The sequence below is a fragment of the Prochlorococcus marinus XMU1405 genome (genome assembly GCF_017696275.1).
Classification (GTDB): domain Bacteria; phylum Cyanobacteriota; class Cyanobacteriia; order PCC-6307; family Cyanobiaceae; genus Prochlorococcus_A; species Prochlorococcus_A marinus_AB.
This window is the reverse complement of sequence record NZ_JAAORF010000002.1, coordinates 143,542-156,305: the sequence shown is the minus strand read 5'-3', so window position 1 is coordinate 156,305 and position 12,764 is coordinate 143,542. Positions and strand designations below refer to the sequence as shown.

General features: G+C 29.9%; 16 protein-coding genes and 1 tRNA gene. 3 read left to right on the top strand and 14 right to left on the bottom strand.

Going from position 1 to position 12,764, the window contains the following annotated elements:
- Positions 1-91: 91 nt before the first annotated feature.
- From rlmB to HA148_RS04355, 6 genes are all read right to left on the bottom strand, one after another.
- Complete coding sequence (gene rlmB, locus HA148_RS04380) at positions 92-1,096, bottom strand: 23S rRNA (guanosine(2251)-2'-O)-methyltransferase RlmB (RefSeq protein WP_209130525.1); 1,005 nt, start codon at positions 1,094-1,096, stop codon at positions 92-94.
- A gap of 4 nt (positions 1,097-1,100) precedes the next feature.
- Positions 1,101-1,499, bottom strand: coding sequence for a ribonuclease III domain-containing protein (locus HA148_RS04375; RefSeq protein WP_209130523.1), 399 nt, complete (start codon positions 1,497-1,499; stop codon positions 1,101-1,103).
- Entirely contained in the window at positions 1,496-1,858 is a 363-nt protein-coding gene (locus HA148_RS04370) for an STAS domain-containing protein (protein WP_308789039.1), read from the bottom strand. Before HA148_RS04370 ends, HA148_RS04375 begins: the two co-directional genes overlap by 4 nt.
- A gap of 64 nt (positions 1,859-1,922) precedes the next feature.
- Complete coding sequence (gene carA, locus HA148_RS04365) at positions 1,923-3,062, bottom strand: glutamine-hydrolyzing carbamoyl-phosphate synthase small subunit (protein WP_209130521.1); 1,140 nt, start codon at positions 3,060-3,062, stop codon at positions 1,923-1,925.
- Between the two features lie 14 nt (positions 3,063-3,076).
- A complete protein-coding gene (gene trpD / locus HA148_RS04360; RefSeq protein WP_209130519.1) occupies positions 3,077-4,111 on the bottom strand; it encodes an anthranilate phosphoribosyltransferase in 1,035 nt (344 codons plus the stop codon).
- A 33-nt stretch (positions 4,112-4,144) separates the two neighbouring features.
- A complete protein-coding gene (locus HA148_RS04355; RefSeq protein WP_209131063.1) occupies positions 4,145-4,441 on the bottom strand; it encodes a DUF3288 family protein in 297 nt (98 codons plus the stop codon).
- Positions 4,442-4,521: 80 nt separating this feature from the next.
- On the opposite strand from HA148_RS04355, the gene HA148_RS04350 reads away from it, so the two are divergent.
- The 3 genes from HA148_RS04350 (at position 4,522) to HA148_RS04340 (ending at position 7,135) form a co-directional block, all read left to right on the top strand.
- Positions 4,522-6,267: an ABC transporter ATP-binding protein gene (locus tag HA148_RS04350; RefSeq protein WP_209130517.1), complete on the top strand. Its 1,746-nt coding sequence runs from the start codon at positions 4,522-4,524 to the stop codon at positions 6,265-6,267.
- 38 nt (positions 6,268-6,305) lie between these two features.
- Positions 6,306-7,034 (top strand): peptide-methionine (S)-S-oxide reductase MsrA, encoded by a 729-nt coding sequence (gene msrA / locus HA148_RS04345; RefSeq protein ID WP_209130515.1) that lies wholly within the window; start codon positions 6,306-6,308, stop codon positions 7,032-7,034.
- A gap of 27 nt (positions 7,035-7,061) precedes the next feature.
- Positions 7,062-7,135: transfer RNA gene (locus HA148_RS04340), tRNA-Pro, on the top strand.
- On the opposite strand, the gene HA148_RS04335 is transcribed toward HA148_RS04340, so the two are convergent.
- The 8 genes from HA148_RS04335 to HA148_RS04310 form a co-directional block, all read right to left on the bottom strand.
- Positions 7,136-7,288 carry a hypothetical protein gene (locus HA148_RS04335; protein ID WP_209130513.1) on the bottom strand — a complete coding sequence of 51 codons (153 nt, stop codon included), beginning with the start codon at positions 7,286-7,288 and terminating at the stop codon, positions 7,136-7,138.
- 53 nt (positions 7,289-7,341) lie between these two features.
- Positions 7,342-8,142, bottom strand: a complete 801-nt coding sequence (locus HA148_RS04330) for an undecaprenyl-diphosphate phosphatase (RefSeq protein ID WP_209130511.1) — start codon at positions 8,140-8,142, stop codon at positions 7,342-7,344.
- A 344-nt stretch (positions 8,143-8,486) separates the two neighbouring features.
- Complete coding sequence (locus HA148_RS09620) at positions 8,487-8,621, bottom strand: hypothetical protein (RefSeq protein WP_257471535.1); 135 nt, start codon at positions 8,619-8,621, stop codon at positions 8,487-8,489.
- Positions 8,622-8,683: 62 nt separating this feature from the next.
- Positions 8,684-8,809, bottom strand: coding sequence for a hypothetical protein (locus HA148_RS09615; RefSeq protein ID WP_257471534.1), 126 nt, complete (start codon positions 8,807-8,809; stop codon positions 8,684-8,686).
- Positions 8,810-8,898: 89 nt separating this feature from the next.
- Entirely contained in the window at positions 8,899-9,126 is a 228-nt protein-coding gene (locus tag HA148_RS04325) for a DUF1830 domain-containing protein (RefSeq protein WP_011862870.1), read from the bottom strand.
- Positions 9,127-9,217: 91 nt separating this feature from the next.
- Positions 9,218-10,162 carry a kinase gene (locus HA148_RS04320; protein ID WP_209130509.1) on the bottom strand — a complete coding sequence of 315 codons (945 nt, stop codon included), beginning with the start codon at positions 10,160-10,162 and terminating at the stop codon, positions 9,218-9,220.
- A gap of 4 nt (positions 10,163-10,166) precedes the next feature.
- Complete coding sequence (yedP, locus tag HA148_RS04315) at positions 10,167-10,964, bottom strand: mannosyl-3-phosphoglycerate phosphatase-related protein YedP (RefSeq protein ID WP_209130507.1); 798 nt, start codon at positions 10,962-10,964, stop codon at positions 10,167-10,169.
- A 2-nt stretch (positions 10,965-10,966) separates the two neighbouring features.
- Positions 10,967-12,727 (bottom strand): sugar phosphorylase, encoded by a 1,761-nt coding sequence (locus HA148_RS04310; protein ID WP_209130505.1) that lies wholly within the window; start codon positions 12,725-12,727, stop codon positions 10,967-10,969.
- Positions 12,728-12,764: the final 37 nt, after the last annotated feature.

Below are 12,764 nucleotides of genomic sequence, written 5' to 3'. Positions count from 1 at the left end.
GAAAATTCAATAAATTTTTATTAATCATATTAATGTATTGAAACAACAACATTTTAGTGATCTTTAAAAAAGTGATTTCTAATAATAAAAATTATTTACCTGTCAAGTGAAATAATGATATTGCGGCCGCCACAGAGGCATTTAAACTTGAAGTCTTACCTTTAAGAGAAATACTTAATATAAAATCGCATTTTTTCTGAGTAAGTAAAGAAATACCTTTGTCTTCAGAGCCAACTACAACTACCAAAGGTCCTTTTTCTTGAAAATTTGAGATAGATAATTGACCATCTCCAGATAAGCCAACAACAATAAAACCATTTTTCTTAAGTTCCTCAAGAGCTCTATTTAAGTTGACAACTCTACTAATGTGAAGGTGTTCTAAGGCTCCTGCAGCTACCTTGGCGACTGTTCCAGTCAATCCTGCAGACCTTCTCTGAGGAATAATTACACCCTTGCAATCAAATGCTTCTGCTGATCTAATAATCGCACCAACATTATGAGGATCAGTTATACCGTCTAATGCGACTAATATAGGCTTTTGACAATTGTGTTTAGAAAAATCTATTAATTGCTCTAAGGATATTGTTTTAGAGCACGCTAACTGCAATGCAATACCTTGATGTGAAGCTCCATATGTCATTTGCGAAAGCCTGTTCCAAGAAACTTCTTCAATAAGAACTCCTTTTGATTTAAGATCCTTAAGCAAAATATAGAATTTGTCTGAAGAAAAAATTTCCGAAGTACACCAAATCCTATTAATTGCTCTATCACCACTAAGAGCCTCATAAACCGAATGTTTACCCCAAATCCAATCATCAAAATTTTTATCATTATTAAACTTTTGATGCATATCAGAACTTTTATTAGGAAATTCTGAATTAGATTTAAATCTTAAATTTCTTCTTTTAAAAGACGAAAAAGTATTATTTTCATTATTTTTTTTTAAATTTTCAACTTTCGTATTATTAGGGGAATTGTTCAAAAATCTATCATTTTTTTTTGAACGATTTGTATTCTTTGAGTAATTACCAAAATCTGAATTTCTTGTGTACTCTTTATTATTTTTTCCACGGAATTTATTTGAGGAGTTTTTCATAGATTCAATTCATTTTTAATTCTAAATATTCAAAAAGTGTTGATAATCTTTGAGGATCTTTTAAAAATAGCCAGCCAATAAGAGTTTCAAAACCAGTTGCTCTAGAGTATATGGTGGGGTCTGAAGATTTTGGATATCTCTTTGTTTTATTTCTAGCACGCCTAATTAGATCTATTTCGTTTGAATTTAATAAATGTTCAATTTGACTTAATGATTTTGATTGAGATTTTGCTTTTACCTCGTTTACTACAGATAAATGGAGATCTTTAGATTTTAAAGGGAAATGAACATGTTTTAGTCTTTGGTGAAGCTCCCATACAGAATCTCCAAGCCAAGCAAGTTGAATAACACCTATATCCTCTGGTGATCCATATGGAACCAAGTTTTGAATCCAATAATTCAATTTTTCAAATAATTTAATGCATCTTCAAGGCTTGACTTCAAGTTAAGAAAATCACCTAAACGAACAAGTTTAATTGTTTGAGCTACTCTCGAATTGCCAACGACAGAAAAACCAAGTTTCGACTTTTTGCATTCTTTACTTGTTTGAACAAGAGCTCCAAGTCCCGATGAGTCTAAAAAATCTATTTTTGTAAGATCAATAACAAATGGAAGCTCATTTTTTAAGTTATCAGCAACAAAAGTCTTAAATTGTTTTTCAGAGAAAGCATCAAGTTGTCCTTTAAAAGTAAAAACAATAATGTTTTTTTTAACTTCAAGGTTTCCTCTTAAAGAAACCGTTAGCTTCTGGAAATCTTCTATGATCTAGTACCTCCAATAAATTAATATATCAAATGTAATTATCAAATCAAAAGAAAACAATATGTCAACATCTTTCTAACATTAGAGAAACAAATTTTTTAAATAAATAATCTGAATCATGTGGGCCAGGTCCAGCTTCTGGATGATATTGCACACTAAATATTGGCTTATTATAAACTTCCAGTCCAGCCACAGTATTATCGTTAAGGTTGTAGTGGGTTATTTTTACTATATCCTTTGAGATAGAATTAGGATCGATAGCAAAGCCATGATTCTGACTAGTTATCTCAATTTTATTATTTTCGCCACAAGGGTGATTTAATCCACGATGTCCAAAAGGCAATTTATAAGTTGAACCTCCTAATGCTAAGCCAAATATTTGATGACCAAGGCAAATACCAAACATAGGTATTTCACCATATTCAATAAGTGATTTTGCTAAATCTATTCCTTCAGAAACAGAAGAAGGGTCTCCTGGACCATTTGAGAAAAAAATACCATCAGGCTTCTTAGATAGAACATCTTTCATAGAAGATCGAGAAGGCATCACCAAGACTTCACAACCATGAGATACAAGTCTATTTAAAATTGAATTTTTAATTCCAAAATCAATTGCTACTATTTTTAATTTTTTAGAAGATTCATCATATCTTTTTCTTAAATCAAAAAATGTTTTTGTATGGCTTTTCCATAAATATTGTTCCTTAGTTGAAACTACCTTAGATAAATTTAATCCCTTCATATTCGGCGTATCACTAATTATCTTTAAACAACTTTCTACAGTTTTGTCTTCAGAGGTGATAACCCCATTCATAGATCCATTAGATCTTAAGATTTTAACAAGAGCTCTTGTATCAATTCCATAAAGACCAACTATGTTTTTTTCAACTAACCATTGGTTGAAATTTTTTTTAGATCTCCAATTGCTGTCATTAGATGAAAAATTTCTAACAATTATACCTTTAACATTGATATTAGATTCTGAATCTTCAAAATTAATACCAGTATTTCCAATCTCTGGATATGTGAATGTTAATATCTGTCCGTAATAACTTGGATCAGTAATAACTTCTTGATACCCCGTCATACCTGTATTAAAGACTACTTCACCAATAGCTGTACCAGAAAAACCAAAATAAAATCCAGGAAATACAGTTCCATTACTTAAAACTAATTTTGCGTTTTTCTTATATGGATTAATCATCAATTTGAAATAAATTAATTTGCGGATAAATAATTTTTTAAGAGTAAGAACTTTTTCCAAGGATCTCCTTTATTAATCGAAAATAAAGCTTTATTAAATCCTTCATTTAAGTCATCCTCAATTCCTGCTGCCCAAAGAACTAAAGCAACATTCAAGGCAACAACGTCGATATGAGATTTTTGTCCAGAACCATTCAAAACAGACTTTAATATTTCCTCGCTAGACTGAAGATCAGAAACAACTAGCTTATCGTTAGCGATATTTTCATGGTTGAAATCTGTAATATTTATTTCTGAAAACTTTAATTCACCATTCTCAACAAACACTAATTTATTTACTCCTTGAAGAGAAGCTTCATCAAGGCCGCCGGAACCATGTACTACTATTGCTCTATTCATACCCATATTTAAAAGCGCGCTTCCCATAGGTTTTAAAAGATCCTCAGAAGCAACACCTAAAACTTGCGCATTGGGTCTTAAAGGATTTACCAATGGGCCAAGCTGATTAAATATAGTCCTTATTCCAAGGGTCTTTCTTAATGGAGCAAGTTTTATTAATGATTTATGCCAAACAGGTGCGAACAAAAAAGTTATTCCAATTTCACTTACGGCATTGATTACTTTTTCTAAAGAACAATTTAAATTCAAACCAAGATTCGACAAAACATCAGCAGAGCCAACTTTCCCACTAGCACTTTTATTTCCGTGTTTTGCAATTTTTACTCCACATGATGCAGCTACAAATGCTACTGCAGTTGAAATATTAAATGTATTAGCTCCATCCCCTCCAGTACCACAAGTATCTACCAAGTACAAATTTGGTCTTGCTATTGGCAATTTACAAACATTTAAAAGTTCTTCAGCCATAGAACTTAGTTCGACACCCGTAGAGCACTTAGCTCTCAAAGCACTCAAAAAAGCTCCTGTTTCGACATCTGAAATTTCACCATTAAGCCATCTCTGCATTAAAGATCTAGAAGTTAAATCATCAAGGTTCCTTCCCTCTAATAAATTATTTAGGATTTCAGCATTTGATAGATTCGAGTACATTTATTTATTGAAGAAAAATTATTAAGATAAAATTTAATTTGAGGTATCAAAACCTGAGCCTACCAAATCTTTATTTGTGTTAGAAGGCCTGAAGCTCTTTGACCAAATATTTTTTGTTTTTGAAAAAAGTTCATTTTTAGTGATTTTCCAAAATTTTAAAATCTTTTCAATATCATTTTTTATTTCAATTTCTCCCGGGAAATTTGTATAACGATTTATTAATCTAGCTAAATTTATATAGTCAAGATCTTCTGGAGTTTTTTTTGTGATAAGGGAATCTATAATGTTCTTGTCTGTTTCATGTAATGGATGAGTTTGCTCGTTACCCATAAATAAATACTGAATCATTTATAAAATTAGCTCACATATTCAAAAATGAAACATTATCTTAATCATATTGGCAAAATAAAATGAAAAATTTAAAGATAAAAGTTATATCTAAATACCTAAGACCTTACAAAAAAGAATTTTTATATGGGGCTATAGCTCTCTTAATAGTTAATATATTAAGTGTTCTAATACCCTTAGAAGTAAAAAATATAATTGACCAATTACAAAATGGGTTGTCTTCGGATTTTGTTATTTCAAAATCATTGTGGTTAATATTTTTAGCGACTTGTATGGGTTTAATAAGATTATTTTCAAGACAGATTGTTTTCGGTATAGGTAGAAAAGTAGAGGTAAATCTTCGTCAAAAACTTTTTGACCATTTACTTATTCAAGATCCAGAATGGATCCAAAAAAAAGGTAGTGGCGACATTATTAGTAGAGCTACAAGCGATGTTGAAAACATAAGAAGACTCTTAGGTTTTACTGTTTTAAGCTTGTGCAACATTGTCTTAGCTTATTCCTTCACTATTCCTTCAATGTTTTCTATAAATAAAATATTAACGATTTCAGCTTTAATGATATTTCCATTAATCCTTGGAATTGTAAGTCTATTCGGTGGCAGGATGGTTAATCAAAGAAAAGCACAACAAGAATCATTATCAAAACTTAGTGATTTAATACAAGAAGATCTTTCTGGTATAAGCGCCATCAAAATTTATGCGCAAGAGAATGCAGAGTTAAAAGAATTTAACACGTATAACAATGATTATCGAAATTCAGCGATAAAACTTGCAAGAACAGCGAGTACTCTTTTCCCATTGTTACAGGGTATTTCATCGATTTCATTATTGATTTTATTATCACTAGGGACTTTTCAATTAGAGAGTGGATTTATTTCGATAGGTGGTTTAGTAGCTTTAATTCTTTACGTAGAAAGACTTGTCTTCCCTACAGCTCTATTAGGTTTTACCTTAAATACTTTTCAACTCGGTCAAGTAAGTTTGGATCGCGTGGAAGAAATCTTTCAGAGCAATCCAAATATTATAGATAGACCAGAAACTAAATTCTCAAAAAGAAAGGTTAAAGGATTGTTAGAAGCAAAAAATTTAACAATAAAGTATCCAGGATCAAAATTTAACTCATTAAATGGTCTCAATTTTAAAATTTATCCTGGAGAACTTATTGCAATAGTCGGTCCTGTAGGTTGTGGTAAAACAACATTGGCAAAGTCTCTAGGAAGAACTATTGAAATTCCTGACAATCAATTATTTTTAGATGAAATTGATGTAAAAGATTTAAAATTAAGTTATCTTAGAAAAAATATATCAATAGTTCCTCAAGAAGCATTTCTATTTACATCTACAATATCAGAAAACTTAAGTTTTGGAGAACCCAAAGCTTCTAAGCTTTTAGTTAAAGAAAGTGCCGCAAAAGCTGGTTTAATTGATGATATCAACAGTTTTCCTCAAAAGTTTAAAACTATTGTTGGTGAAAGAGGTATTACATTAAGTGGTGGACAAAGGCAAAGAACTGCGTTAGGAAGAGCACTTCTTGTTAATTCTCCTATAGTCGTTCTTGATGATGCGCTGGCAAGTGTAGATAATAAAACTGCAGCAAGAATTATAGATGAAATGAATTATAGAAGTAATAAAACAATCATAATGATCAGTCACCAACTTTCAGTTGCAGCTACTTGTGATAGGGTTTTAGTAATGGATAAAGGGGAAATAGTACAAGAAGGGTCACATAAAGATTTAATTAATAAGGAAGGACTATATAAACAATTATGGGAAAGAGAACTTGCTACTAGAATTGTTGAGAGCTAAAAGTAAATATTTTTTCTTATAATAAAAAAATTTAAAATATGCTTCAATTCCTGAAAAAAATTATGAGTAATGAAGGGGTAAATTCAGCTAACAATGCTCATCCACTACATAGGGTATTAAAAACAGATATAAAAAAAGATCCTAATATACATGAAGATGAAATAATTTTTGGATGTGGTTGTTTCTGGGGAGCTGAAAAATGTTTTTGGAAACTTCCTGGAGTTATAACAACTTCCGTAGGTTATGCTGGTGGCAAAAAAAGTAATCCAACTTACTATGAAGTATGTTCCGGCTTAACTGGTCATTCAGAAGTTGTAAGAGTTATATGGGATAAAAGGGAAATAGATATAAGTGATTTATTAAAAATGTTTTGGGAATGTCATGACCCTACTCAAAAAAACAGACAAGGTAATGATATGGGAACTCAATATAGATCTGCAATATACTATACAAAAGAAGATAATTTTAAAATCATATTAGCCAGTAAGGAACAATATCAAAAGGAATTAAACACAAAAAATCTTGGCTTAATTGAAACGGAAATAAAAATGATTGATTCATATTTTTATGCAGAACAATACCATCAACAATATCTTGCATCTGCTGGAAGCAGGCAGTACTGTTCTGCTTCTCCTACAAAAGTTAAGTTAGGATTTTTTAATGGATGCAACTATAAATTAAAAGACCATATATGGGAAAAGTTTAATTGGGAAGTTGATAAGTGTGTATTGAGATCTGATAACAATCCTATAAAGAATAACATTTAAATCAATCTTATCTTTATAGTTAAGAGACGGGGCGTAGCGCAGTTTGGTAGCGCACCACTTTGGGGTAGTGGGGGTCGTGGGTTCAAATCCCGCCGTTCCGATTACTTATCCTCATCATTTATAAGAGATTTGTATAGTTTATATGAACTTATACCTACAGCAATAAATGTAAAAGAAGAAAAAAAAGCTAAAATAAGTATAGTAAAATTTGAAACTTCTACTTCACCTAGTTGGAAAGATATAAAAATATTCATTAGAAAGAATTTTTCTAAACCTTACCACAATTGCAAAAATTTTTTACAGTCAACTATAAATACAAAAGAATTACAACACCAAAAATTACTCTATATATAATGAATATTTTCAACCCATTTGAAGAAAAATACTTTAATAAGAAATCTATAGCTAATAAAGACGACAAAAATGTCGTAACAAGGCCAACAAAAAAAGGAAGAAAACCTAATGAATAAATTTCTTTAAAAGAAGAAATAAACTCAACAATCGCTGCAAGTGAGATAGCTGGTATACCCAAAAGAAAAGAAAATTTCGCAGCATCTCTTCTTTCCCATCCTGATATTAGAGCAGTAGATATAGTAACACCCGATCTTGAAACACCAGGAAAAATAGCAAATGCTTGAAATAAACCTATCAAAAAACTATCTGAATAATTATGGTTTTTAATATTAATAGATCCTCTTTTCGCACTATCTGCTAAGTACATAAAAAAAGCCATTAGAAATGAGACTAATGCTATTGATAAATTTGAACGGAGAATGTTATCAAAAAAATAAGGGATAAATATTTTTATACTGCCACCAAGTAAAACAATTGGGATAGTACCAACCAAAATAGAACCTAATAACCGTTCATGATGGAGATTTTCAAGAAATTTTTTGGAAGATTGACTTCTGAAATTAAAAATATCATTCTTAAAATACCAACCTATGGCTAAAACACTTCCAATTTGAATAGTAGCTGACAAAGATGCGCCAGGATCATCAATACCTAAAAAAAGAGATATAACTTTTAAATGAGCTGTACTACTTACAGGAATAAATTCAGTCAAGCCTTGAATTAAGCCATATAAAATAAATTTTAAATATTCCAAAATATTATTAAATTACCTAATTAATTAATAGCAATTTACATTTTAGAATTAAAAATACATATAAAAAAATTAAAAAATATCTACTTTAATATCTTTTTTTCTTTTTATTCAAGGTTTTCTGATTCCGAAAAGCTAACTATTGCTAAAACCTTGGAACCTCTAGAGTAAGGTTAACTATAAGACCAGAAATTATTGTAATGACAAAAATCTCGATAAAATCTCTTCAAATTATAGATCTAGATACTTTTAAAAATGCAGGAGCAAAAATTTTAAAGAAAAATATGAATCTGTTTGGGGATTTGATATTAGATGGTTTGTATAATTAGAGAAAATTAATAATAAAGTTACCTTTTTACATCGTGGGCACAACCATCTCCTTTATAGTTTTCACTTTCGTAAAAATCATTTTTTGTCCCAAAATAAGCTGTTAATAAAACGAAAGGCAAGCTTATTATGAATAAAATAGTTGTTAAATCCATTGTTTTAACTTATTTAATAAGGTTATGAAAAATTAAAATTACTATTTGTTGATATGTTAGCTTTAATAATCTGTAGGTCCTTTAATACCAAGATAAAAAAAGGCTCCTAAACCAACCAAGAGTAACACCCCAGCTACAGCTGCAGAAGGAACAAAACCTCCAATTGCAAAGGAAGAAAAATAATACATCTAAAAAACTAAAACTAGTTAGATAATATCAATAAAAAAAAGGTATTTGTAAAAAATTTTGACTCGAAGACAATTAAAGGGAATCAGTTCTATGCTACTAAAGTCGAATCTTCATTATCTGCAGAAATTCTTATTCTCTCTTCCAACTTAGGGCCATATAATTCATTTCCCCAGATTTCAACTCTCGAATCATTTGGAGCCATAAAAGTAAGAATGTCAGTTGGAAATAAAACTCTCTCTAAGAAAAAATTTGATGGGCCAATGCATCTCAAAACAACCATTCTACATCCTTCATTTTTGTAAGAAAACTCAACCATCCTTCAAAAGCAAAATATTATCAATTAAACACCATTTTGATCCAAAAAAAATGTATAAAAAATTACTGAAAAAAAAGATATTTAGAAAATTCTACGAATTCAATCCAGCCTCAACTAAATTTCTTTCTTGATCAATTAATAAAAGCGCATAAGATTTTATAAAATCAAAACTTTTATGAGGAATTGAGACATTAAGCATTCTCAAGAAATTGGATAATTTTTCATCTTGAAGGGCTTTACCTTTTTGTAAAAACATTTCTTTTTCCTGATGTTTTTTCCATATATTCATATATTCAATCTTCAAGGGCTTTATGTGCCAAATATTATCTATTAAATTCCAAATATCTAAATATTCTTTTAGGTTATTTTGAATTTTAAATATATAAGAAGATTCTTTTAGACTCAAATTTAATGTATTTATAGATTGATGATTTAGGTCAAAAGAGTAAGGTTTGATTCCCAAAAACCATCCTTCAAGAATTAATAAATCAGGATAATCTGATCTCCAATGAGATCTATCTCCTAAACCATTTCTTAAAGATTTATCGAAAACTGGTACATTTAATTCTCCATTTATCTTCCAATTTAATAATTTCTCATGCATTAAATTTACTGAATGACTACCAGGAAACCCTCTTGAGACATTCCAAGGGTTATTTTTAATTGCTAATTCCATTTCATCTGATGGTAGATAAAAGTCGTCAATTGAAATAACCGCAATTTTGAAATTTAATTTTAACGATATGGCTTCGAGCCATTTACCTAATGTTGTTTTACCTGTACCAGGTAGAGCTGAGATCCCAATTATTTTTCTATCAGAAAGATTTTTTTGAAATTTATATGCCTGAGATAAAAGAGGTAAAGCCAAACCCCAAATCCAATCATCATTCACTTTATTGTTCCAATATTGCTCAATTGAAAGAATGTTTATTTGATTATTCCAAAAATTGAACCAATCATCCAAGGATTCCCAACCAATATCAATAATTAATTTTTCAAATTTATCATGAGGAAAATTAATATCTAAATCCTTCATCCTTCTAACTTAGTTCTCGTTTATTAATTAATCTATTAATTTCATTTTTCCAACCATATCCATTTGGTTCAGAAGCTAAAGTAAATTCAAAATCTTTTAATTGATCTAGTAAATTTAGATTAGGTCCATCTATTCCTGGGATAACAATTTTAATATCTGAGTTTAAAAGAAGAGGTAAATCATTTGGAGAATCACCCAAACCTATAATTTCAATATTTTGAATATTTGAATATTCTTTAAGAGCATTTATAGCTTTACCTTTATTCGATTTTGTAGATAATAAGTGACTCATTCTATTTCCCTTGAAAACATCAACCTTAAATTTTTTACAGCAAATATTAATTTTTTCTTCTAAAGTACTTGGCGGATTTAAAAAAGGCAAGCTCCAGTGTCTATCACGCATTAATTTCAAAGAGTTACCTTTTAAACCTGTTAGCTGAGTTGCTTCTTGATCATTAAGATTATTTAGAGGAATAAGTTTGTAATCAATTTCATTAGAAATAGAATTTATGATTTCTTCAAGAAATTCGTATTGTATTCCAAGAATAATTTCTCCATTAACTTTTTCAAGAGATTCACCATATATTGCTGCACCATTTTCAACAATATAGGGATCAGTTAAATTTAGTTCCTTCCTAATAACCCTTACTTCAGATGCCGTCTTGCTTGTGCAAAGAATTACAGGTATAGATAATTTTTGTAGTTTTTTTATAGTTTCTTTAGCAGGTGATAAATCATAAGAATGATCCATTAGAGTACCATCTACATCACTTACTACCCAAATAGAAGAATTATCTATCATTTTTATAAAGCTCTAAGCCAAATAACTTGAAAAGGATCAAGACTAATATTTTTCCAATTATATTTAGTTGATTTTAAAAAATCTAAGGCATTGAAATCATTATCAATTATTTTTGGCAGATCATTATCATTCAATTGATAATTGATTTTATTTTCAGTCATATTATGAATCGCGAAAACAGACTCAGAGCCTTTACCTCTTTTGATTACAACAATATCACTTCTACCTTTAGACAAACATTCCATTTCCGAACAAGGGTGAAATTGCTTTAATTCTGATCTGACATCCATAGCATCACAAAGATATTTTAAGTTTTTACTAGCATTAGATTCAGGATTATTTAAAATAGATAGAAGATTTTCTGATTTAAATTTTTCTCTATTCAGATCTCTTCTTTGACCTGTCATAGAAAAACTTTTTATATCATTTTCTGAAGCAAGTAATGCTGGCAGATAAAAAGCAGGAACCCCCTTTAAAGCCATAACTAATAATTGAGTCAAGATAAACCTCTCAAATTGGTATCGATTAGAATCTCTACCTGAATCTTCCATTGCGCTCCACCAACTAATATTTAATTCATATGGTTTATCCTCCCCATTTGATAAACGTCTATGGCTTACTAGTCCACCTCTTTTCTCACAATTAATCAATAAATCTTTAATTCTATGATCATTCATTAAACCCTCAAGTGCTCTTAACCCCACACCATCATGTGATGCGGTGAAATTAAAAAGCGTAGTATTATCTGGTAAATTTGGCCAATCAAAAATCCATGAGTTTAGAATATCGGCTCTTGAAGTAATAATTGCTTCCAGTAAAAGAGGAGGCAATGGGAAATTATATGCCATATGGGCTTCATCTTCTGGAATAAGATAAGACAGATTCTCTTTTTGAGGAACGTTGGTTTCTGTTATTAAAACTCCATCATCAAGAAGATTATTTAAAAGAATTCTTAAAATTTTTACAATCGAATGTGCTTTTGGCAAATGTAAACATGTTGTCCCTGATTCTTTCCAAATAAAACCTACAGCATCTAGTCTGAACCATTTAATTCCATTCGATAAATAAGTGATAATTAAATTTAAGAACTCAAGATTCATTTTTGGATTATGCCAATTCAAATCAATTTGATCTGGACCAAAAGTTGTCCATACTTTTTTAGGACCATCTTCAGTATTTATTTGAGAAAACAAAGATGAACTTCTTGGTCTAACAACATTTGACCAGTCAAGATTTTCATTCGGTGAGAAAATATTTGATATACCTGGTTCTTGGGATTTAATAAATTCTTTAACCCATGGATGAGATGATGAAATATGGTTTAGAACCAAATCAGCCATTAAATCATGATTTTTTGAAATACTTTTAAGATCCTCCCAACTACCAAATTTCTCTTCTAACGATTCATAACTAGAAACAGCAAAACCTCCATCACTTGTAGATCTAAGAAAAGGAAGAATATGTACAACCTTTGAAAGACTGCCAAAATAATTGCTTAATAAATCTCGAAGAGTAATTAATGTTGGCTCCCCATTTTTGTAAATGTTATCTGCATAAGTTATCAAAACCGAATGAGATTCATTCCACCTTTCTTTATTACTTATTTCTTCATAAGCAGATTTCTCTGAGAAATCATCTAAAATCTGTAATAATTGATTTGAAATACAATTAATTTCTTCTGTAGTATTATCTGAATAAATTGTTTTCAACAATTTATAAATTTTTAATCTATCTAATTTTTTCTCTGAGTCAATTTGCTTCACTTTGAAAAAATCATCGAAGTATTAACACTATTCTGCA

Excerpts from the sequence above, each read along its gene's own strand:
- rlmB (WP_209130525.1), bottom strand. The coding sequence starts at position 1,096 with ATGAAAAACTCCTCAAATAAATTCCGTGGAAAAAATAATAAAGAGTAC.
- carA (WP_209130521.1), bottom strand. The coding sequence starts at position 3,062 with ATGATTAATCCATATAAGAAAAACGCAAAATTAGTTTTAAGTAATGGA.
- trpD (WP_209130519.1), bottom strand. The coding sequence starts at position 4,111 with ATGTACTCGAATCTATCAAATGCTGAAATCCTAAATAATTTATTAGAG.
- HA148_RS04355 (WP_209131063.1), bottom strand. The coding sequence starts at position 4,441 with ATGGGTAACGAGCAAACTCATCCATTACATGAAACAGACAAGAACATT.
- HA148_RS04350 (WP_209130517.1), top strand. The coding sequence starts at position 4,522 with ATGAAAAATTTAAAGATAAAAGTTATATCTAAATACCTAAGACCTTAC.
- msrA (WP_209130515.1), top strand. The coding sequence starts at position 6,306 with ATGCTTCAATTCCTGAAAAAAATTATGAGTAATGAAGGGGTAAATTCA.
- HA148_RS04335 (WP_209130513.1), bottom strand. The coding sequence starts at position 7,288 with ATGAATATTTTTATATCTTTCCAACTAGGTGAAGTAGAAGTTTCAAAT.
- HA148_RS09620 (WP_257471535.1), bottom strand. The coding sequence starts at position 8,621 with ATGGATTTAACAACTATTTTATTCATAATAAGCTTGCCTTTCGTTTTA.
- HA148_RS09615 (WP_257471534.1), bottom strand. The coding sequence starts at position 8,809 with ATGTATTATTTTTCTTCCTTTGCAATTGGAGGTTTTGTTCCTTCTGCA.
- HA148_RS04325 (WP_011862870.1), bottom strand. The coding sequence starts at position 9,126 with ATGGTTGAGTTTTCTTACAAAAATGAAGGATGTAGAATGGTTGTTTTG.
- HA148_RS04320 (WP_209130509.1), bottom strand. The coding sequence starts at position 10,162 with ATGAAGGATTTAGATATTAATTTTCCTCATGATAAATTTGAAAAATTA.
- yedP (WP_209130507.1), bottom strand. The coding sequence starts at position 10,964 with ATGATAGATAATTCTTCTATTTGGGTAGTAAGTGATGTAGATGGTACT.